Source organism: Mesorhizobium loti, from assembly GCF_013170705.1.
GTDB classification, from domain to species: Bacteria; Pseudomonadota; Alphaproteobacteria; order Rhizobiales; family Rhizobiaceae; genus Mesorhizobium; species Mesorhizobium loti_D.
Genome location: NZ_CP033334.1, coordinates 1,971,951 through 1,989,200, shown reverse-complemented (window position 1 = coordinate 1,989,200; position 17,250 = coordinate 1,971,951). Strand labels below are relative to the sequence as shown.

Sequence of the window (17,250 nt, the reverse complement as noted above, 5' to 3'; positions counted from 1 at the left end):
CAATGACAGAGAAGGCGGTGGACCATCTTATCGAAAGGCTGGACGGGCTGGCGCCGTCGACGGCGCTGGTGCTGGGTTCGGGCCTCGGCGGCCTTGTCGACCGCATCGAGCACCCGGTCCGCGTCTCCTATGCCGACCTGCCCGGCTTTCCCGGGAGCGGCGTTAGCGGCCATGCCGGCGAGGTGGTGGCAGGACTGTTTGCCGGCACGCCGGTGCTGATGCTGTCCGGCCGCGCCCACTACTACGAGCATGGCAACGCCGCGGCGATGCGCCCGGTGCTGGAAGTGCTCGCCGGCATCGGCATCACCAAACTGATCCTCACCAATGCCGCCGGTTCGGTCGATCCCGATATGTCGCCGGGATCGGTGATGCTGATCACGGACCACATCAATTTCTCGGGCACCAACCCGCTGATCGGCGAACCGAGCGACCGCCGCTTCGTCGGCCTGACCGAAGCCTATGATGCCGGCATCCGCAAGGCCATCGAGCGCGCGGCGAAGGCGACCGGCACCGCGCTGCACAAGGGCGTCTATATGTGGTTTTCCGGCCCGTGTTTCGAAACGCCGGCCGAAATCCGCATGGCGCGCATCATGGGCGCCAACGCCGTGGGCATGTCGACCGTGCCGGAAGTCATTCTCGCCCGTTTCCTCGGGCTGCGCGTCGCCGCCTGCTCGGTCATCACCAATCTGGCCGCCGGCATGACCGGGGCCGAGCTTTCACACCAGGAGACCAAGGATATGGCGCCGATTGGCGGGTCGCGGCTGGCAACGGTCCTGCAGCGCGTGTTCCGCGACGGACTGCTGGAGAGCTGATGCTTCCCCAGGAAATCATCCGCCACAAGCGAGACGGCCAGAGGTTGCCGGCTCGCGAAATCGCAGCCTTCATCGACGGTGTGACATCGGGCGCCGTCACCGATGGCCAGGCCGCGGCTTTCGCCATGGCTGTGTTCTTCAACGGCATGAACCGCGACGAGGCCGTGGCGCTGACGCTCGCCATGCGCGATTCCGGCGACGTGCTGGACTGGTCGGACCTGCCGGGGCCTGTCACTGACAAGCATTCGACAGGCGGCGTCGGCGACAATGTCTCGCTGATGCTGGCGCCGATCGTCGCCGCCTGCGGCGCCTATGTGCCGATGATCTCGGGCCGCGGCCTTGGCCATACCGGCGGCACGCTGGACAAGATGGATGCGATCCCCGGCTATGTCAGCCAGCCCGATATCGCGCTGTTTCGCCAGGCGGTGCTGGAAACGGGCTGCGCCATCATCGGCCAGACCGGCGATCTCGCGCCTGCCGACCGCCGGCTCTATGCCATCCGCGACGTCACCGGCACCGTGGAATCGGTGCCGCTGATAACCGCCTCGATCCTGTCGAAGAAGCTGGCCGCCGGCCTGGGCTCGCTGGTGCTCGACGTCAAGGTCGGCAATGGCGCCTTCATGGAGAAGTCGCGCGACGCGACCGCGCTCGCCAACAGCCTCGTAGAGGTCGCCAGCGGCGCCGGGCTGAAGGTTTCGGCGCTGATCACCGGGATGAACGAACCGCTGGCCTCGGCGGCCGGCAATGCCGTCGAGGTCCGCAACGCCGTCGATTTCCTGACCGGCCGTCTGCGCGAGCGGCGCCTGGAGGATGTGACGCTGGCGCTGGCCGCCGAAATGCTGCAGTCGGCGGGACTGGTGTCGTCCAACCAGGATGGCCTGCGGCGCGCCACGGAGACACTTACCAGCGGCCGCGCCGCCGCCACCTTCGCACGCATGGTGGCGGTGCTCGGTGGCCCCGCCGATTTCATCGAGAAGCCGGAAAAATATCTGCCGGAGCCGGCAACCGAATTCGCGGTCAAGGCAACGGCGCACGGCTTCGTCACCGGCATCGCCACCCGCGACATCGGCCTAGCGGTGGTTGGTCTGGGCGGCGGGCGCACAAGGCCTGACGACAGGATCGACCCCAGCGTCGGCATCACCAGGCTGCTGCCCATAGGCGCGGAAGTGCATGCCGGAGATGCCCTGGCGCTGGTACACGCCCGCTCGCCCTCTGACGCGGAGGCGGCCGCCGCGACTGTGGTTTCGGCCTATGCGATTGGCACTTCGAAACCACCGGCGGACAAAACCGTCATCCGGCGGATCCTGCCGCGCGGCTGACTACTGGACGAGCAGCAACGTGCCGTTCTCGGCCTGATATTTGCCGAGCCGGGTGAGAAAGCTCATGCCGATCAGGTTGGTGCGCAACGCCTTGTCGTCGAGCACGATGGCCTGCACGTCGTTGACGCTGATGCTGCCGATCTGCAGGCGATCGATCATCACCACGGCCGCCTTGATCGAGCCGTTGGCGGTGCTGACCTCATGGCTGAAATCGGACGGGTTGAGCGACAGCCCGATCCTGCGCGCCGTCGACATGTTGACCGCGACCAATGTCGCGCCGGTGTCGATCATGCCGTCGACCTGACGGCCGTTGAGTTTGAAGGTCGACGAGAAGTGTCCGCGCCCGTCCGCGGCGACCACGACCTTGCGGCCGATTGGCAGCGGCGCCACAGGCTTGTCGGGAACCGACGCCAGGTTGACATCCGGTTGCGTCCGCGTCTCGGGCCTGGCCGTCACCGTCGATTTCAGCAGGTTCTCGAAAATCCGCGGATTCGATTGATAGACGACAGGGATCGATGCCGACGTACCGGCAAAGATGCTGAGGATGAGAAGCTTGCGCAGCATGGATCGGCCTTTGTTACGGTCGATCCTTTAGCGCCGGATGGTGTTTGCCGCTTTAACGCACGGCGAAACCATGTCTTTGCGTAAACGCTTGGTAAATCCTATCAGGCAGCTTTGCCTGTATTATTTCGTCCCGTACATGCGATCGCCGGCGTCACCGAGACCCGGCATGATGTAGCCCTTCTCGTTCAGTTGCCGGTCGATGGACGCGGTGAAGACCGGAACGTCCGGATGTGCCTTGGTGAAACGCTCGATGCCTTCGGGTGCCGCCAGCAGGCACAGGAAGCGGATGTTGGTGGCGCCGCGTCCCTTCAGCTTGTCGATCGCCGCGATCGCCGAATTGGCGGTCGCCAGCATCGGGTCGACCACGATCACCAGCCGGTCGGCGAGATCGCTTGGCGCCTTGAAGAAATATTCGACCGCCTCCAGCGTCTCATGGTCGCGATAGAGGCCGATATGGGCAACGCGCGCCGCCGGCACCAGGTCGAGCAGGCCTTCCAGCAAGCCGTTGCCGGCGCGCAGCACCGAAGCGAAGACCAGTTTCTTGCCCTCCAGCGTCGGCGCTTCCATGGTCTCGATCGGCGTTTCGATGGTCGTCGTCGTCAGTTCGAGATTGCGCGTGACCTCATAGCCGAGCAGCAGCGATATCTCGCGCAAGAGCCGCCGGAAGCCGGCCGTCGAAGTCTCCTTCTTGCGCATGATGGTCAGCTTGTGCTGGACAAGCGGGTGGTCGACGACGGTGACGCCCTTCATGATGTTCTCCTGATGCGTGTCGCCCGAAACCGCGCGCATGATCCTTTCGGACGTGTCGCGCTTCAAGCTACCTGGCCGAACCCTAGCGACAATGGACCGGCCAAGGAACCGCTTGGCCGCCACCGACCACAGCTTTGTCGGAACAAAATCAGCGCGCCGCGCCGTTCAGCCGGGCCAGAAGTGCCGCCTTGGTCTTTCTGTCGACGAAGGCGGCCTCGATGGCGGTCCTGGTGACGGCTGTCAACGCCTTCTCGTTCATCGAGAAATGCTCCGCCGCGATATCGTATTCGCGCTTCAGCGAGGTCCAGAAATAAGGGGGATCGTCGGAGTTCAGCGTCACCTTGCAGCCTGCCGCCTGCAGGGCGGGAAACGGATGATCGGCAAAACTGTCGAACACCTTGAGCGCGATGTTGGAGCCGGGACAGCACTCCAGAACGATGCCTTCGTCGGCGATACGCCGGACAAGGTCCGGATTCTCGATGGCACGCACACCGTGGCCGATCCGAGAGGGCTTGATATGGTCGAGCGCCGCCTGCACGGTTTCCCACCCCGTCAGCTCGCCGGCATGGACGGTGATGCCGAGCCCAGCCTCGCGAGCGATCTCGAAAGCCCTGACATAGTCCTCCATGTCGCCCATGCGCTCGTCGCCGGCGACGCCGAAGCCGGTGACCAGCGGATGCCCGCAGCGCGCCGCGAAGCGCGCCGCCTGTTCGATCGACTCGACGCCGACATGGCGCACGCCGGTGACGATCATGCGGCCCTCTATGCCGGTCTTGGCCTTGGCGCGAAGCATGCCTTCGCCGAGCGCGTCCGTATAGGCCTTGGGCGACAGTCCGGCTTTCGTCGCATGGTCTGGCGAAGTGAACACTTCGGAGTAGATCGCTCCGTCGCGGGCAAGGCTGGTCAGATAGTGGTCGGCCAGCCGCGCATAGTCCTCCTCGGTGCGGAACAGGTCGGCGGAAAAGTCATAAGCCGCGAGAAACGAGGTAAAGTCGTGCCAGACGAAGGAACCGTTCTGGATATAGGGTGAAGTGTCCTTGCCGTATTTCTGCGCCTGCCGGATGACGAGTTCGGGCGCCGCTGCCCCTTCGACGTGGCAGTGCAATTCCGCTTTCAAAGGCATTCAAACATCCCGTCGGTCAGTCCAGGTCTCGAAAACCCACCACCTGGAAGCGCGGCTGAACACCGCGCCTTAAACAATAGCGCCCACAGCATCGATCGGCTATGGTCCCGCCGGTTTTATGACGGATCAAAAAAATGTCAGTTGAGAGAACCACGGCCGCGGGCGGCATGGAAACCTCCTATGGTTTCAAGCGTGTGGGGGAAGGCGAGAAGCAGTCCCTGGTCAACGATGTTTTCCACAAGGTCGCCAACCGCTACGACTTGATGAACGACCTCATGTCGGGTGGCCTGCACCGGCTGTGGAAGGACGCCATGGTCACCTGGCTCAATCCGCCGAAGCGGGCGGGCTGGAAAGTCCTGGATGTGGCCGGCGGCACCGGCGACATCGCCTTCCGCATCGTCGATGCCAGCCATGGCAACGCGCATGCGACGGTGCTCGACATCAACGGCTCGATGCTCGCCGTCGGCCGCGACCGGGCGCAGAAAAAGGGCTTGTCCGGCAACACCGATTTCGTCGAGGCCAATGCCGAGGAATTGCCCTTCGCCGATGCCACATTCGACGCCTACACCATCGCTTTCGGCATCCGCAACGTGCCGCGCATCGATGTCGCGCTGAGCGAAGCGTTCCGCGTGCTCAGGCCCGGCGGACGGTTCCTGTGCCTTGAATTTTCCGAGGTCGAGATGCCGCTGCTCGACAAGGCCTACGAAGCCTGGTCGTTCAACGCCATTCCCAAGATCGGCAAGATGGTTACCGGAGACGGCGAACCCTATGCCTATCTGGTTGAATCGATCGCGAAATTCCCCAACCAGCAGAACTTCGCGGCAATGATTTCACGCGCCGGTTTCGATCGCGTTTCCTTCCGCAACTATTCCGGCGGCATCGCGGCACTGCATTCGGGCTGGAAGCTTTGAGGCTGCACCGCATTTCCCATCCTCGCCATGACCTGTGCCGGTTCGAAGAGCCGGCGGGATCGGTCCATTCATGAGCACGGTCAGCGCAGGATTCCGGCTGGTGCGGGCCGGCTGGGTGCTGGTGCGCGAAGGCGTCGTTGCCGCCTTGCCCGGCGAGGAACTCTCCGGCCTGCCGAAATTCGGCTGGCGGCTGGCGCGGCTGTTCACCCGCCGCCGCGCACTGGACTATGAGCGCAGCGACCGCTTGGCCAAGGCCGTGGTCCGGCTCGGGCCTTCCTATGTCAAGCTCGGCCAGTTCCTGGCGACACGGCCCGACGTCGTCGGCAACGACATGGCACTCGACCTCGCCATGCTGCAGGACAAGATGCACACCTTCCCGAAGGCCGAGGCGGTGGCGGCGATCCAGGCCTCGCTCGGGCGCAAGGTGGGCGATCTCTACGCTGAATTCGGCGACCCGGTCGCCGCCGCTTCCATCGCCCAGGTCCATACCGCCGAAACCATCCATGACGGCGCCGCGACCAAGGTGGCGGTGAAGGTGATCCGGCCTGGCGTGCGCCGCCGCTTCTTCCAGGACCTCGAAAGCTATTTCCTCGCCGCCCGCCTGCAGGAGAAGTACATCCCCTCCTCGCGCCGGCTGCGGCCTGTCGAGGTCACCGAGACGCTGGCGCAGACCACCAAGATCGAGATGGACCTGCGCCTCGAGGCGGCGGCACTCTCCGAACTCGGTGAGAACACGAAGGACGATCCCGGCTTTCGCGTGCCATCCGTCGACTGGGAACGCACCGGCCGCGACGTGCTGACCATGGAATGGGTCGACGGCGTCAAGATGAACAACATCGCAGGCCTCGAAGCCGCCGGCCACGACCTCAAGGCGATCGCCGCCAACCTCATCCAGTCGTTCCTGCGCCACACCTTGCGCGACGGCTTCTTCCACGCCGATATGCATCCGGGCAATTTGTTCGTTGAAGCCAACGGTACCATCGTTGCTGTCGATCTCGGCATTGCCGGCCGCCTCGGCAAGAAGGAGCGCCGCTTCCTTGCCGAAATCCTCTACGGCTTCATCACGCGCGACTACCTGCGCGTCGCCGAAGTGCATTTCGAGGCCGGCTACGTGCCGCGCCAGCACAATGTCGCGGCCTTCGCGCAGGCGATCCGCGCCATAGGCGAGCCGATCCACGGCCAGCCGGCCGAGACCATTTCGATGGCCAAGCTTCTGACGCTGCTGTTCGAGGTGACCGAACTCTTCGACATGGCGACACGGCCTGAACTGATCCTGCTGCAGAAGACCATGGTGGTGGTCGAGGGCGTCGCGCGCACGCTCGACCCGGCCTTCAACATGTGGAAGACGGCCGAACCGGTGGTTGGCGGCTGGATCGCCGGCAACCTTGGCCCGCGCGGCATGATGATCGACGCGCGCGATGGTGCCAAGGCGCTGCTGACGCTCGCCCGTCAGATACCCGAGCTTGCGGCGCGCACCGACCGGCTGTCGCGCGAGATCGACCTGATGGCCGAGCACGGCCTGCGCTTCGACGAAACCACCGCCCACGCCATCGGCAAGGCCGAGGCGCGCTACAGCCGCTCCGGCCGCGTGGCGCTGTGGGTGATCGCGCTGACGCTGGTCTATATCGCGTGGAAGATTCTTTAGGCCCGACCGTCGAGGCCTGGTCCGCAACTTGCAGCGATTTGATCGCATTGCTATCATTGCTATCGATAGAGATGAGCGGAGTGCAATCAGATGGCAAGCATCACGATCCGCAACCTTGATGACGAGGTCAAGGACCTGCTGCGCCGGCTGGCGGCGGAAAATGACCGTTCAATGGAAGAACAGGCGCGGGTGATGATCCGGGCCGCCGTCGACGGCCAGATCGGACCCGGCCGTATCGACCAGATCGAAAAGACCCTTCGCGAACTGACCAGCACGCACGGTACGGCGGCGCCGGTGGCCTCTCCGGCAGGCAGGATATTCCCGCGAGGCACGCTTTCCGGCAAGCGCATCCTGCTCATCATCGGCGGCGGCATTGCCGCCTACAAGGCGCTCGACCTGATCCGCCGGTTGCGCGAGCGCGGCGCGGCTGTACGGGTAGTGATGACATCGGCGGCGCAGGAATTCGTCACCACGCTGTCCGCCGGCGCGCTCTCGGCCGATCATGTCTTCACCGAACTGTTCGACCGCAACGACGAACACGATGTCGGCCATATCAGGCTGTCACGCGAGGCCGATCTGCTGGTGGTGGCGCCCGCAACCGCCGACCTGATGGCCAAACTCGCCAACGGCCATGCCAACGATCTTGCCTCGACCGTGCTCATCGCCACCGACAAGCCGGTGCTGATGGCGCCGGCCATGAACCCCAGAATGTGGGCGCATCCGGCCACCCGCCGCAATCGCGCGACATTGGGCAAGGACGGCGTCGGCTTCGTCGGCCCGGCCAAGGGCGAGATGGCCGAGAGCAATGAGGCCGGCGAAGGCCGCATGGCCGAACCGCTGGAGATCGTCGCCGCGATCGAGGCGCTGCTCGATGCCGGCCCCAGGCCGCTGGCGGGGCGCAAGATCATCGTCACCTCCGGCCCGACGCATGAGCCGATCGACCCGGTGCGCTATATCGCCAACCGTTCGTCCGGCAAACAGGGCCACGCCATCGCCGCGGCATTGGCAAGACTTGGCGCCGACGTGCATCTCGTCTCCGGTCCGGTCAGCATCGCCGATCCCGTCGGTGTGAAAACCATCCATGTCGAGCGTGCGCAGGAAATGCGCGATGCGGTCGAACAGCTTCTGCCCGCTGAAGCCGCGGTGTTCGTTGCCGCCGTCGCCGACTGGCGCAGCGAGAATTCGGCCGGTGAAAAGATCAAGAAGGTGGCGGGTGAAGGCCCACCGGTGCTGCGCATGGTGGAGAACCCCGACATCCTTGCCGGCGTCGGTCATCACAGCCAGCGGCCTGGCCTTGTCGTCGGCTTCGCCGCCGAGACGCAGGATCTCCTGCGCAACGCCGAGGCCAAGCTCAGGAAGAAAGGCGCCGATTTCATCGTCGCCAACGACGTGTCGCACGAAAGCGGTATCGGCCCTTCAGGCGTCATGGGCGGTGACCGCAACCGGGTGCGGATCGTGTCGAAGGCCGGTGTCGAGGAATGGCCCGAAATGACCAAGGACGAGGTGGCGGCGCGGCTCGCCGCCTTGATTGCCGAGCGGCTCAAAACAACAGTCGTTTGACGCGCAACGGATAAGATGCGCGGGCGCCTGTTGGACGCCGCGTGTCAGATTCCGCCCTGAGCCGTCAGTTTGACAAGAGTTCCGCTGTGCGGGCGAGCGCCCCGCTGAAGCCGTTGAGCGGAATGGAAAAGCTCACGGCTTGCCCGGTGTCCGCCGCGAAGGCGTCGATCTTCAGCGTGGTGCCGTTCTTGAGCAGTGGCGTGACATTGCCATCGAACGCCACCGGCACCAGGCAGCCGACCACCTGACAGGTGTTGAAGGCCAGGCTGCCGTCCAGCATCTGGTCGTCGATGGTCAGGGTGACGCCCTTGGCGAGCGCCAGTCCAAACGGCAGGGCGAGCGTGCCGGTCGCATCGTCGCCGGTCTTGCTCGACAGCTCGATCGCCAGCAGCCGCTGGTTGCTCTGCTTGTTGAACTGCTGATGCGACAGGCTGCAGACCTTGTTCGTGCCCGCTATCTGGCAATTGACCGTCCAGTCGCCATGGGTTTCGGACAAGGCCGATGCACCACCCGGCAGTTGCGGTGCATCGGCGGCGGGCGGCTTCGCCACCACCTTGTCACCCTTGGTCTGCGCGGCCATGGCCGGCAAACCGACAATGCAGGCCGCCCCCAGCACTGCCGCGAAATACGCGTATTTCCTCATCAAGCCCCCTGCCCGGCTCGGTCCCGGGCCAGCTAGAAGCTGACCCTGAGAGACGCGCCGACTGCGTTTTGTTTCACGATTTCGCCGAAGGCGCCGTTGTACCTGACGGACATGCCGACGCCATTGACGCCATTCAGCTCAAGCCCGGCGCCAACCCGATAGAGCGGCGAATCGACCGTTTCCGTCAAGTGCAATGCGGGGTGCCGGGCAGATTCTGCGTCGCCGCGAACTGCCTTCGATTTCCCAGTCCTTGTTGGAGAACTCCACCCCCGCCCTGGTCAGCCCACGCAATAAAATGCCGGCATCCTGCAATAAGTTTCGATGCATCGAGCCCAGCATATCCGCATTCCCACTTATGGAGTTCTGGCTCAATTAGACTGTATTGACTTGTGCCGGGTGAGATCGAAAACTTGCGTAAGGGACGCTGGCCAAGCCTCCAGCCTTTCATAGCCGTCATATGACGGCAACCTGCGGTCACGGACCGGATGACGGTATGATTGATTTTTGGGAGATCCATGCATGGCCATGGCATCGCCTGACAGGCCGCCCTATATGTTGGGAATGAACAAGATCTTTTCGCACAATGGGCGCGTGTTCGCGCGTAGACCAGCGTTGATTCTGGCATCGGCGGCGCTGGCCACGATGGTTCTGGCCGGGCTTGGGTTGCCCGCCTCCGCGCAGGTGCTCAATCCCGCCGCCAAAAGTAACGCGCTGATCCAGCAAAATGACCTGCAGACCTTGCAAAGCAGGATTCAGCGGCAGCAATTTCAGCAACAGCAACAGCAATATCGTGCCCAGGATCGGGTGATCGTCCAACAGCCGCAGCCGGTGGTCCCGCAAGTCAGGCCGAGTTGCCAGACGCAGATAATCGGCACCACTGCCGTGAGCACCTGCCGCTGACAGGCGGACTACCCTTTTATTTAGCCGACTTACATGATAGGGGCGTTCGAGTACCCTGCGGCAGTTTGGGGTTTTGCAAAGGCGCCGTATCAAGCTATGGGGCACTGCACCGACTGGATTTTTACGAATGGCAGCCACCAAGAAAAAGGCCGTGCGCAAGGCCAAGAAAGGCGAGCGAATCCGCCAGGTCGCGGCGATCCCCTTTCGGTTGACCGCGGGCGGTGATTTCGAAGTCATGCTGGTCACGTCGAGAACGACGAGGCGCTTCATCGTTCCCAAGGGTTGGCCTATGAAAGGCAAGAGTGGACGCAAGGCGGCCACCATCGAGGCGCAGGAGGAAGCCGGCGTGCTCGGCAAGGCGCTGAGGGAGCCGGCCGGCACCTATTCCTACTGGAAACGGCTGGCCAACCGCTTTGTCCGCGTCGACGTCATCGTCTATCTGCTTGAAGTGACCGAAGAGCTTGCTGATTGGCAGGAAGCCAAACGCCGCCAGCGCGCCTGGCTGGCGCCGGCCGACGCGGCGATGCTCATCGATGAACCCGATCTGTCGACGCTGGTGAAGACCCTGAAGCTTCCCGAACCCTTGCCGCCGGGCCAAGCATAGGCAATTCCAGAAAAGCGTGGAACGGTTTCCCGGGAAAAGCGCATGGCGTTCCCCTGGGGATTGCGTCGAAGCAAAAGACCCTGGGTGTCAGTCGCCAGTCTCATTCTCGCCGGGGAATGGTCGCAGCGGCGTGCCGGTATAGGCCCACAGCCACTCACGCGGCAGGGGCCCCTTGTTGCGCTCACCCTGTTGCGACTGTTCCCAGGCATGCGCCAGGATGCCGACGGAGCGCGACAGCACGAAGAGCCCGCGCGTCAGCGGCGGCGGAAAGCCGAGTTCGCCATAGATGACGGCGGTCGCGCCATCGATGTTGAGCGGGATCTTCCTGCCCTTGCGCCGCGCGACCTCCGCCTCAACAGCCCCGGCGATGTCGGCGAACCGTCCATTGACCACCCCACGCGCGGCAAATGCGCGGGTCAGTTCCAGCAGGCGCGGCGCACGTGGATCGATCGGGTGAAAGCGGTGGCCGAGCCCTGGCACATACCCTTTTTCCTCGGCGAAAAACCGGTCCAGACGTACCGAGACCGCCTCATCCAGCACTGTCCCGCCATCGATCGACACGGCGATATCGCCGTAGAAAGACAGCGCCTGCTCGCCGGCACCACCATGCACGTCGCCGAGCACATTGATGGCCGAAGCCATGGCACTGTTGATGCCGACACCGCAGGTCGCGGCCATGCGGGCGATGGCGATGGATGGTGCCTGCGGCCCATGGTCGACGGCCGCGCCCAGCGCAATGCCGAGCAATGCGGCCTGGTCCTCGCTTGGCAATTCGCCACGCAGCATCAGCCAGATCATCGCGGGGAAGCTGACGCGACCGATCAGGTCCTGTATTTCATAGCCGCGCAGCCGGATGACGCCGGGGCTCATCTCGATGATGCCGGTCTGCCACCACTCCTCGCCGCGTTCACGGCCTGACTTCTTCCCGGAACTGCTCATGCCCGTGCCTTGGCCTTGGCGCGCGGCGGCAGGAGGGCGAAAACCTCGTCCATATGCTCACCGAGCACCGGTGGCGGCTTTGTCGGCAAAGGCGCCTTGCCGTCGACCATGAAACCGCCGCGCAGAACGGTCAGCGGCCTGTCCATCCCGGCGACATCGTCAAAATTCGCGGTCACCTGCCGTTCCAGTACCTGCGGTTCGCCCAGCACTTGCGGGATCGTCAGCACCCTGCCCGCCGGGACGCCCGCCCGATTGAGCGCCTCTTCCCAGGCCGCCGCCGACGCGCCTGCCAGGGCCTCCTCGATCTCGACTTTCAGCGCCGCGCGGTTGCGCTTGCGTGTCTCGCGCTCCGCAAAGCGCGGGTCCAAGGCCAGCTCCGGTCGCCCGATCAGCCGGCAAAGCGTTACGAACTGCTCCTGCTTGTTGGCGGCGATATTGAGCAGCCCGTCGCCGGTGCGAAAGGCGCCGGAGGGTGCCGCCGTCATGTTCTCATTGCCCATCGGCTTGGGATCGACCCCGGCCGTCAGATAATTCGACACCGGCCAGCCGAGCGCGGAAAGCGTGCATTCGAGCATTGAGACGTCGAGGAAGGCACCCTCGCCTGAGGTCTTCTGCTTGACCAGCGCCGATGCAATCGCGAACGCACCGACCAGCCCGCCCAGCGTATCGGCGACGGGATAGCCGACACGCAGCGGCGCCGTTTCCGGCGTGCCGGTAATGCTCATGATGCCTGACAGGCCCTGGATGATCTGGTCATAGGCGGGATTGTCGCGCATCGGCCCGGTCTGGCCGAAGCCCGATATCGCGCAATAGACAAGGCCGGGGCGGACCGCCTTGAGCGCCTCGTAGCCAAGGCCGAGCCGATCCATCACGCCGGGGCGGAAATTCTCTACCAGCGCGTCTGCACTGGCGACAAGGTCGAGGAAGCGTTCACGATCGGCTTCTGTCTTCAGATCGAGCATGACGGATCGTTTGCCGGCATTCTGCGCCAGGAACGAGGCGCCCATGCCGGCTTGGTTGAGCCTTGGCGAACCGCCGAGCTGGCGCGCCAGGTCGCCGCCATGCGGCCCCTCGACCTTGATCACGTCAGCCCCCAGCAGCGCCAGCTGATAGGCACAATAAGGCCCGGCCAGAACATTGGTCAGGTCGAGGACGCGGATACCGGAAAGCAGGTCAGTCATATCTTCTCAAATCGGTCAGGCATCGCCCGGCACGTGCTCTGGGCCACGCCGCCGGCGATGCTCGATGAAGGCCCAGATATGCGGCCCGACCAGGCCGATGAAGGCGAGCGTCAGCAGCGTCAGCGACAGCGGATGCTTGTAGAACACCGACCAGTCGCCATTCGAGATGGTCATTGCCCGGCGGAACTGGGTTTCGGCGAGCGGCCCCAGGATCATGCCGATGATGACCGGCGCGGTCGGGAAATCGAAGCGCCGCATCAGGAAGCCCGCCGCCCCCAGCAAATAGAGGATGACCAGATCGATGGGCGATTGCGAAATGCCGTACGTGCCGACGGTCGCGAACACCAGTATGCCTGCATAAAGCTGCGGCGCCGGGATCTTCAGCAGCCGCACCCACAGCCCGATCAACGGCAAATTGAGGATGACGAGGATCACGTTGGCGATGAACAGGCTGGCGATCAGGCCCCAGACCAAATTGGCCTGCGTCGTCAAAAGCAGCGGCCCCGGGTTGATGCCGTAGCTCTGGAAGGCGGACAGCATGATCGCGGCCGTCGCCGAGGTCGGCAGGCCAAGCGTCAGCATCGGCACCAGCACGCCGGCTGCGGACGCGTTGTTGGCTGCCTCGGGACCGGCGACGCCCTCGATGGCGCCGACCGTGCCGAACTCCTCCTTGTGCTTCGACAGCTTCTTTTCGATGGCATAGGACAGGAAGGTCGGGATTTCCGCGCCGCCGGCCGGCATGGCGCCGATCGGGAAGCCGATCGCCGCACCGCGCAGCCAGGCCTTCCATGAGCGGCCCCATTCGGCCGCGGTCATGTAGAGCGAGCCTTTCAGCGGTACGATCTCGTCCTTGCCGGCATAGCGGCGCGAAGCCATGTAGAGCGTCTCGCCGACCGCGAACAGGCCGACGGCTGCGATGATGACGTCGACGCCGTCGAGCAGTTCGGTCGTGCCGAAGGTGAAGCGCGGCTGGCCGGTCTGCAGGTCGACGCCGATCATGCCGATAACAAAGCCGGCAAACAGGCTGGTGAGCCCGCGCACCGAGGAGGAGCCGAGCACGGCCGAAACCGTGATGAAGGCCAGCACCATCAGCGAGAAATATTCGGCCGGTCCGAAGGCCAGCGCGAACTTCACCACCACCGGCGCCAGGAAGGCGACGCCCAGCGTGCCGAGGGTGCCGGCAACGAAGGAACCGATCGCCGAGGTGGCAAGGGCAGCTCCGCCACGGCCGGACCGCGCCATCTTGTTGCCTTCCAGCGCGGTGACGATGGTGGCGCTTTCACCCGGCGTGTTGAGCAGGATCGAGGTTGTCGAGCCGCCATACATGGCGCCATAATAGATGCCGGCGAACAGGATGAAGGAGGCTTCCGGCGCCACCTGATAGGTGATCGGCAGAAGCAGCGCGATGGTCAGCGCCGGCCCCAGGCCCGGCAGCACGCCGATGGCGGTGCCGAGCGTGGTGCCGAGCAGGCACCACAGAAGATTGACCGGGGTGAAGGCGACCGAGAAGCCGTGGGCGAGTTGTTCAAGCGTGCTCATGGCCTCACGCTCCAAACCCGCCGATGATCGCGTCGATCACCGTGTTCAGCTGGCTCTCGATGAAACCGGCACCGATGTTGACGCCGAGCGCCCTGGCGAAACCGAAATAGGCGGCCAGCGCCAGGACAAGGCCGGTGAGCGCGTCGCGCAGCGTATGCCTGCTGCCGAAGCCGTAGCAGACGAGAACGAACATGATGACCGATGCCGCCGTGAAGCCAAGCGGCCGAATAAGCAGCAGGTTGGCGACAAGGCCGATGACGACGAAGCCCATCGCCTTCCAGTCGGTCGGCGTTTCCTTTTCCTCCTCCGGTTGCCAGCCGCCACGAAACGCGGCGAGGATGAGCAGCAGCGAGAGCACCACCAGACCGACCATGGTGAGATAGGGAAAGACGGTCGGCCCGACCTTGGAATAGAGCGGCGACACCGGGATCGCCAGCGTCTGCCAGGCAACGGCGCCGGCGCAGGCGAGAAGGCCGATGCCAACAAGCAATTCCGGCACGGCAAGGCGCGGGGGCGCCGTCGGCTGGTTGATGGTGCTCATGAAATGTCCTCCCCAGGATTACGGGCCAAGACAGCTGTCATCGGCCCTCTCTGCCAGCCATGACCGATCTCATCCGCGATGCGATCGATGGACTTGAGAATTGGGGGACGGCTTGCGCCATCCCCCTGGGGAGATCAGGCGAGGCCGAGATCCTTGAGGATGGCTTCGATACGCGCCGAGTCCTCGGCGACGAATTTCGCATAGTCGTCGCCGGTAAGCAGGATGGGCGTCCAGTTGCGGTTCTTGCACTCCGTGGCCCAGGCATCGCTCTTGGCCATGGTCTCCACCAGCGTGATCATCGCCGCCTTGTCGGCATCGGACACGCCGGGAGGCGCGAAAACGCCGCGCCAGTTGAACAGTTCGACATCGATGCCGGCTTCCTTCAGCGTCGGCGCGTCGATGCCGTCCTGGCGCTTGTCGGCCGAGATGGCGAGCAGCCTGAGCGCACCCGCCTTGACCTGTTCGGAGAATTCGCCAAAGCCGGAGATGCCGGCCGCCACCTGGTTGCCGAGCAGCGCCGACAGGGCCTCGCCGCCGCCGGCGAACGGCACGTAGGAAAGGCTGGTTGCCGGAACGCCAACGGTCTTGGCGATCAGGCCGAACAGGATGTGGTCGGAGCCACCGGCGGAGCCGCCGGCCACCGGAACCTTCGTCGGATCGGCTTTCAGCGCGGCGACGAAATCGGCGGCGGTCTTGAATGGCGATTCCGCCGGCACCACCAGCGCTTCGAATTCACCGGTGAGACGGGCGACCGGCGTGACCTGCGTCAGATTGTTGGCGGCCTTGTTGGCGATGATGGCGCCGACCATGACCATGCCGGCGACCATCAGCGAATTGCCCTTGCCGTTCCATTGGCTGATGAACTGCGGCAGCCCGACCGTGCCGCCGGCGCCGCCGACATTGGTGATCTGCGAGCCGGAGATCAGCTTCTCCGAGCGCAGCACCTGGTCCATCGTGCGCCCTGTCTGGTCCCAGCCGCCGCCGGGTGCCGCCGGCACGAAAATCTGGATCTGCGGTGCGCCTTCAGCGAAAGCGGGAGTGAGATGAAGTCCTGCAAGGCCGGCAGCGCCTGCCGAGGCCGTGCTCATCAAAAATCTGCGTCTGTTCAGCATGGGATTCCTCCAAATCACGACACCTCCTCCGGTGCCTGCCAAACGTGCCTGCATTCACAGACCCGTGATCGAGTTCAAGCAGATGTTACCAAGTTCTGTCAACGGGAACGATATTCTGCTGGACAGAACGGTCTGGGAGCGCGACAGAGTGACCCCGCTCGGGTTTCTCCGAACTGGGACTGCAAATGGACTCACCAAACAAACCGGCGGATACAGAGCTTCGGCGTAGATCGGCCGAAGGTGTCGCGGCACTTGATCGAGCGATTGCGATCCTCGATGCCTTTACAGCCGCCGACCGCTCGCTCAGCCTGGCCGAGATCGCGGCGCGCACCGGCCTCTACAAGAGTACGATCCTGAGGCTGGCGAATTCACTGCTGCGCGGGCAGTTGCTCGAGCGCCTTGACGATGGGCGCTACCGCGTCGGGCCCGCCGCCTTCCGGCTCGGCGCCCTCTATCAGCGTTCGGTCGTGGCGGTCGACATCCTGTTGCCGATCATGCGCGACCTCTCGGAGCACAGCTGGGAGAGCGTCGCATTCTATGTCCGCTCGGGTGACGTCCGCACCTGCCTCTACCGTGTCGAATCCAAGCATCCGATCCGCTACACCATACGCGAGGGCGACGTATTGCCCTTGCTTGTCGGCTCCGGCGGACGCGTGCTTGCGGCGTTTTCCGGCCAACCGGGGGAACCCTACGAGACCATCCGAAGAACCTGCAACTGCCTCGCCATCGGCGACCGCGACCCCGAGACGGCGGGCGTCTCGGCACCGGTGTTCGGGCCGGGGCGCAACCTGCTCGGCGCGTTGACGCTGGCGGGTCCGAGCACGCGCGTCGATGCCGCCTTCCTTCAGCGTATGAAACGTCCGCTGCTCGAGGCGGCGGCCCGCGCCACCCGTGCCTTCGGCGAGGACGCCTCCCTGCTCGAACAGGCAAGTCTTGCGGCGGAGGCGCTGCCCTGACCCGCGGTTACGAGCCCGAAAAGGATCGATAAGCGTCGAATACAAACTGATTCAACTTGAAGCAGTCACTTGACGTTGCGTAATATTCAGCCACCCAAATCAAGAAATGGCTTTATAGAGAACGGAACTATTTATTTGCTGTTAAGCCCCC

Annotated in this window: 17 protein-coding genes; 8 read left to right on the top strand and 9 right to left on the bottom strand. The window is 64.3% G+C overall.

Annotated elements, in window-relative coordinates; all coding sequences use genetic code 11:
• Positions 1-2: 2 nt before the first annotated feature.
• Both EB815_RS09740 and deoA read left to right on the top strand, forming a co-directional pair.
• On the top strand, positions 3-812 hold the full coding sequence (locus tag EB815_RS09740; RefSeq protein WP_056577721.1) for a purine-nucleoside phosphorylase: 810 nt from the start codon (positions 3-5) through the stop codon (positions 810-812).
• On the top strand, positions 812-2,131 hold the full coding sequence (gene deoA / locus EB815_RS09735; protein ID WP_056577723.1) for a thymidine phosphorylase: 1,320 nt from the start codon (positions 812-814) through the stop codon (positions 2,129-2,131). The genes EB815_RS09740 and deoA overlap by 1 nt, the downstream gene beginning before the upstream one ends.
• Here the strand turns inward: deoA and EB815_RS09730 are convergent, their stop codons facing one another.
• From EB815_RS09730 to EB815_RS09720, 3 genes are all read right to left on the bottom strand, one after another.
• Positions 2,132-2,695 carry a TIGR02281 family clan AA aspartic protease gene (locus tag EB815_RS09730; RefSeq protein ID WP_056577725.1) on the bottom strand — a complete coding sequence of 188 codons (564 nt, stop codon included), beginning with the start codon at positions 2,693-2,695 and terminating at the stop codon, positions 2,132-2,134. It abuts the gene before it with no gap.
• A gap of 120 nt (positions 2,696-2,815) precedes the next feature.
• The gene (gene upp, locus EB815_RS09725; protein ID WP_010911460.1) at positions 2,816-3,445 is read right to left on the bottom strand and encodes a uracil phosphoribosyltransferase; all 630 of its coding nucleotides are present in this window, start codon (positions 3,443-3,445) and stop codon (positions 2,816-2,818) included.
• A gap of 148 nt (positions 3,446-3,593) precedes the next feature.
• Positions 3,594-4,568, bottom strand: coding sequence for an adenosine deaminase (locus tag EB815_RS09720; protein WP_056577727.1), 975 nt, complete (start codon positions 4,566-4,568; stop codon positions 3,594-3,596).
• A gap of 134 nt (positions 4,569-4,702) precedes the next feature.
• On the opposite strand from EB815_RS09720, the gene ubiE reads away from it, so the two are divergent.
• The 3 genes from ubiE to coaBC all read left to right on the top strand — a co-directional run bounded on the left by ubiE (position 4,703) and on the right by coaBC (position 8,684).
• Positions 4,703-5,479: a bifunctional demethylmenaquinone methyltransferase/2-methoxy-6-polyprenyl-1,4-benzoquinol methylase UbiE gene (gene ubiE, locus EB815_RS09715; RefSeq protein ID WP_056577729.1), complete on the top strand. Its 777-nt coding sequence runs from the start codon at positions 4,703-4,705 to the stop codon at positions 5,477-5,479.
• Positions 5,480-5,549: 70 nt separating this feature from the next.
• Positions 5,550-7,124 (top strand): 2-polyprenylphenol 6-hydroxylase, encoded by a 1,575-nt coding sequence (gene ubiB / locus EB815_RS09710; RefSeq protein WP_056577733.1) that lies wholly within the window; start codon positions 5,550-5,552, stop codon positions 7,122-7,124.
• A gap of 90 nt (positions 7,125-7,214) precedes the next feature.
• On the top strand, positions 7,215-8,684 hold the full coding sequence (gene coaBC, locus EB815_RS09705) for a bifunctional phosphopantothenoylcysteine decarboxylase/phosphopantothenate--cysteine ligase CoaBC (RefSeq protein WP_056577735.1): 1,470 nt from the start codon (positions 7,215-7,217) through the stop codon (positions 8,682-8,684).
• A 64-nt stretch (positions 8,685-8,748) separates the two neighbouring features.
• Here the strand turns inward: coaBC and EB815_RS09700 are convergent, their stop codons facing one another.
• Positions 8,749-9,327, bottom strand: coding sequence for an invasion associated locus B family protein (locus EB815_RS09700; RefSeq protein WP_056577737.1), 579 nt, complete (start codon positions 9,325-9,327; stop codon positions 8,749-8,751).
• A 519-nt stretch (positions 9,328-9,846) separates the two neighbouring features.
• Between EB815_RS09700 and EB815_RS09690 the strand changes: the two genes are divergently transcribed.
• Both EB815_RS09690 and EB815_RS09685 read left to right on the top strand, forming a co-directional pair.
• Positions 9,847-10,227, top strand: a complete 381-nt coding sequence (locus EB815_RS09690; RefSeq protein WP_413814141.1) for a hypothetical protein — start codon at positions 9,847-9,849, stop codon at positions 10,225-10,227.
• Positions 10,228-10,354: 127 nt separating this feature from the next.
• On the top strand, positions 10,355-10,831 hold the full coding sequence (locus tag EB815_RS09685; RefSeq protein ID WP_056577739.1) for an NUDIX hydrolase: 477 nt from the start codon (positions 10,355-10,357) through the stop codon (positions 10,829-10,831).
• 87 nt (positions 10,832-10,918) lie between these two features.
• Here the strand turns inward: EB815_RS09685 and EB815_RS09680 are convergent, their stop codons facing one another.
• The 5 genes from EB815_RS09680 to EB815_RS09660 all read right to left on the bottom strand — a co-directional run bounded on the left by EB815_RS09680 (position 10,919) and on the right by EB815_RS09660 (position 16,143).
• Positions 10,919-11,770, bottom strand: a complete 852-nt coding sequence (locus EB815_RS09680) for a citryl-CoA lyase (protein WP_065005687.1) — start codon at positions 11,768-11,770, stop codon at positions 10,919-10,921.
• The gene (locus tag EB815_RS09675) at positions 11,767-12,951 is read right to left on the bottom strand and encodes a CaiB/BaiF CoA transferase family protein (protein ID WP_056577743.1); all 1,185 of its coding nucleotides are present in this window, start codon (positions 12,949-12,951) and stop codon (positions 11,767-11,769) included. Before EB815_RS09675 ends, EB815_RS09680 begins: the two co-directional genes overlap by 4 nt.
• Before the next feature lie 15 nt (positions 12,952-12,966).
• A complete protein-coding gene (locus tag EB815_RS09670) occupies positions 12,967-14,490 on the bottom strand; it encodes a tripartite tricarboxylate transporter permease (RefSeq protein ID WP_056577744.1) in 1,524 nt (507 codons plus the stop codon).
• 4 nt (positions 14,491-14,494) lie between these two features.
• The gene (locus EB815_RS09665; protein WP_056577745.1) at positions 14,495-15,031 is read right to left on the bottom strand and encodes a tripartite tricarboxylate transporter TctB family protein; all 537 of its coding nucleotides are present in this window, start codon (positions 15,029-15,031) and stop codon (positions 14,495-14,497) included.
• A 134-nt stretch (positions 15,032-15,165) separates the two neighbouring features.
• Complete coding sequence (locus tag EB815_RS09660) at positions 15,166-16,143, bottom strand: Bug family tripartite tricarboxylate transporter substrate binding protein (RefSeq protein WP_056577746.1); 978 nt, start codon at positions 16,141-16,143, stop codon at positions 15,166-15,168.
• Between the two features lie 185 nt (positions 16,144-16,328).
• Here EB815_RS09660 and EB815_RS09655 point away from each other — a divergent pair, with 185 nt between their 5' ends.
• Positions 16,329-17,099: an IclR family transcriptional regulator gene (locus tag EB815_RS09655; protein WP_056577748.1), complete on the top strand. Its 771-nt coding sequence runs from the start codon at positions 16,329-16,331 to the stop codon at positions 17,097-17,099.
• Positions 17,100-17,250 lie beyond the last annotated feature (151 nt).

What these genes read in the sequence shown, in the direction of transcription:
- EB815_RS09675 (WP_056577743.1), bottom strand. Translation starts at nt 12,951, where the DNA reads ATGACTGACCTGCTTTCCGGTATCCGCGTCCTCGACCTGACCAATGTT.
- ubiE (WP_056577729.1), top strand. Translation starts at nt 4,703, where the DNA reads ATGTCAGTTGAGAGAACCACGGCCGCGGGCGGCATGGAAACCTCCTAT.
- ubiB (WP_056577733.1), top strand. Translation starts at nt 5,550, where the DNA reads ATGAGCACGGTCAGCGCAGGATTCCGGCTGGTGCGGGCCGGCTGGGTG.
- EB815_RS09740 (WP_056577721.1), top strand. Translation starts at nt 3, where the DNA reads ATGACAGAGAAGGCGGTGGACCATCTTATCGAAAGGCTGGACGGGCTG.
- EB815_RS09730 (WP_056577725.1), bottom strand. Translation starts at nt 2,695, where the DNA reads ATGCTGCGCAAGCTTCTCATCCTCAGCATCTTTGCCGGTACGTCGGCA.
- EB815_RS09670 (WP_056577744.1), bottom strand. Translation starts at nt 14,490, where the DNA reads ATGAGCACGCTTGAACAACTCGCCCACGGCTTCTCGGTCGCCTTCACC.
- EB815_RS09720 (WP_056577727.1), bottom strand. Translation starts at nt 4,568, where the DNA reads ATGCCTTTGAAAGCGGAATTGCACTGCCACGTCGAAGGGGCAGCGGCG.
- EB815_RS09655 (WP_056577748.1), top strand. Translation starts at nt 16,329, where the DNA reads ATGGACTCACCAAACAAACCGGCGGATACAGAGCTTCGGCGTAGATCG.
- EB815_RS09700 (WP_056577737.1), bottom strand. Translation starts at nt 9,327, where the DNA reads ATGAGGAAATACGCGTATTTCGCGGCAGTGCTGGGGGCGGCCTGCATT.
- EB815_RS09685 (WP_056577739.1), top strand. Translation starts at nt 10,355, where the DNA reads ATGGCAGCCACCAAGAAAAAGGCCGTGCGCAAGGCCAAGAAAGGCGAG.
- EB815_RS09665 (WP_056577745.1), bottom strand. Translation starts at nt 15,031, where the DNA reads ATGAGCACCATCAACCAGCCGACGGCGCCCCCGCGCCTTGCCGTGCCG.
- coaBC (WP_056577735.1), top strand. Translation starts at nt 7,215, where the DNA reads ATGGCAAGCATCACGATCCGCAACCTTGATGACGAGGTCAAGGACCTG.
- EB815_RS09680 (WP_065005687.1), bottom strand. Translation starts at nt 11,770, where the DNA reads ATGAGCAGTTCCGGGAAGAAGTCAGGCCGTGAACGCGGCGAGGAGTGG.
- EB815_RS09690 (WP_413814141.1), top strand. Translation starts at nt 9,847, where the DNA reads ATGGCCATGGCATCGCCTGACAGGCCGCCCTATATGTTGGGAATGAAC.
- EB815_RS09660 (WP_056577746.1), bottom strand. Translation starts at nt 16,143, where the DNA reads ATGCTGAACAGACGCAGATTTTTGATGAGCACGGCCTCGGCAGGCGCT.
- deoA (WP_056577723.1), top strand. Translation starts at nt 812, where the DNA reads ATGCTTCCCCAGGAAATCATCCGCCACAAGCGAGACGGCCAGAGGTTG.
- upp (WP_010911460.1), bottom strand. Translation starts at nt 3,445, where the DNA reads ATGAAGGGCGTCACCGTCGTCGACCACCCGCTTGTCCAGCACAAGCTG.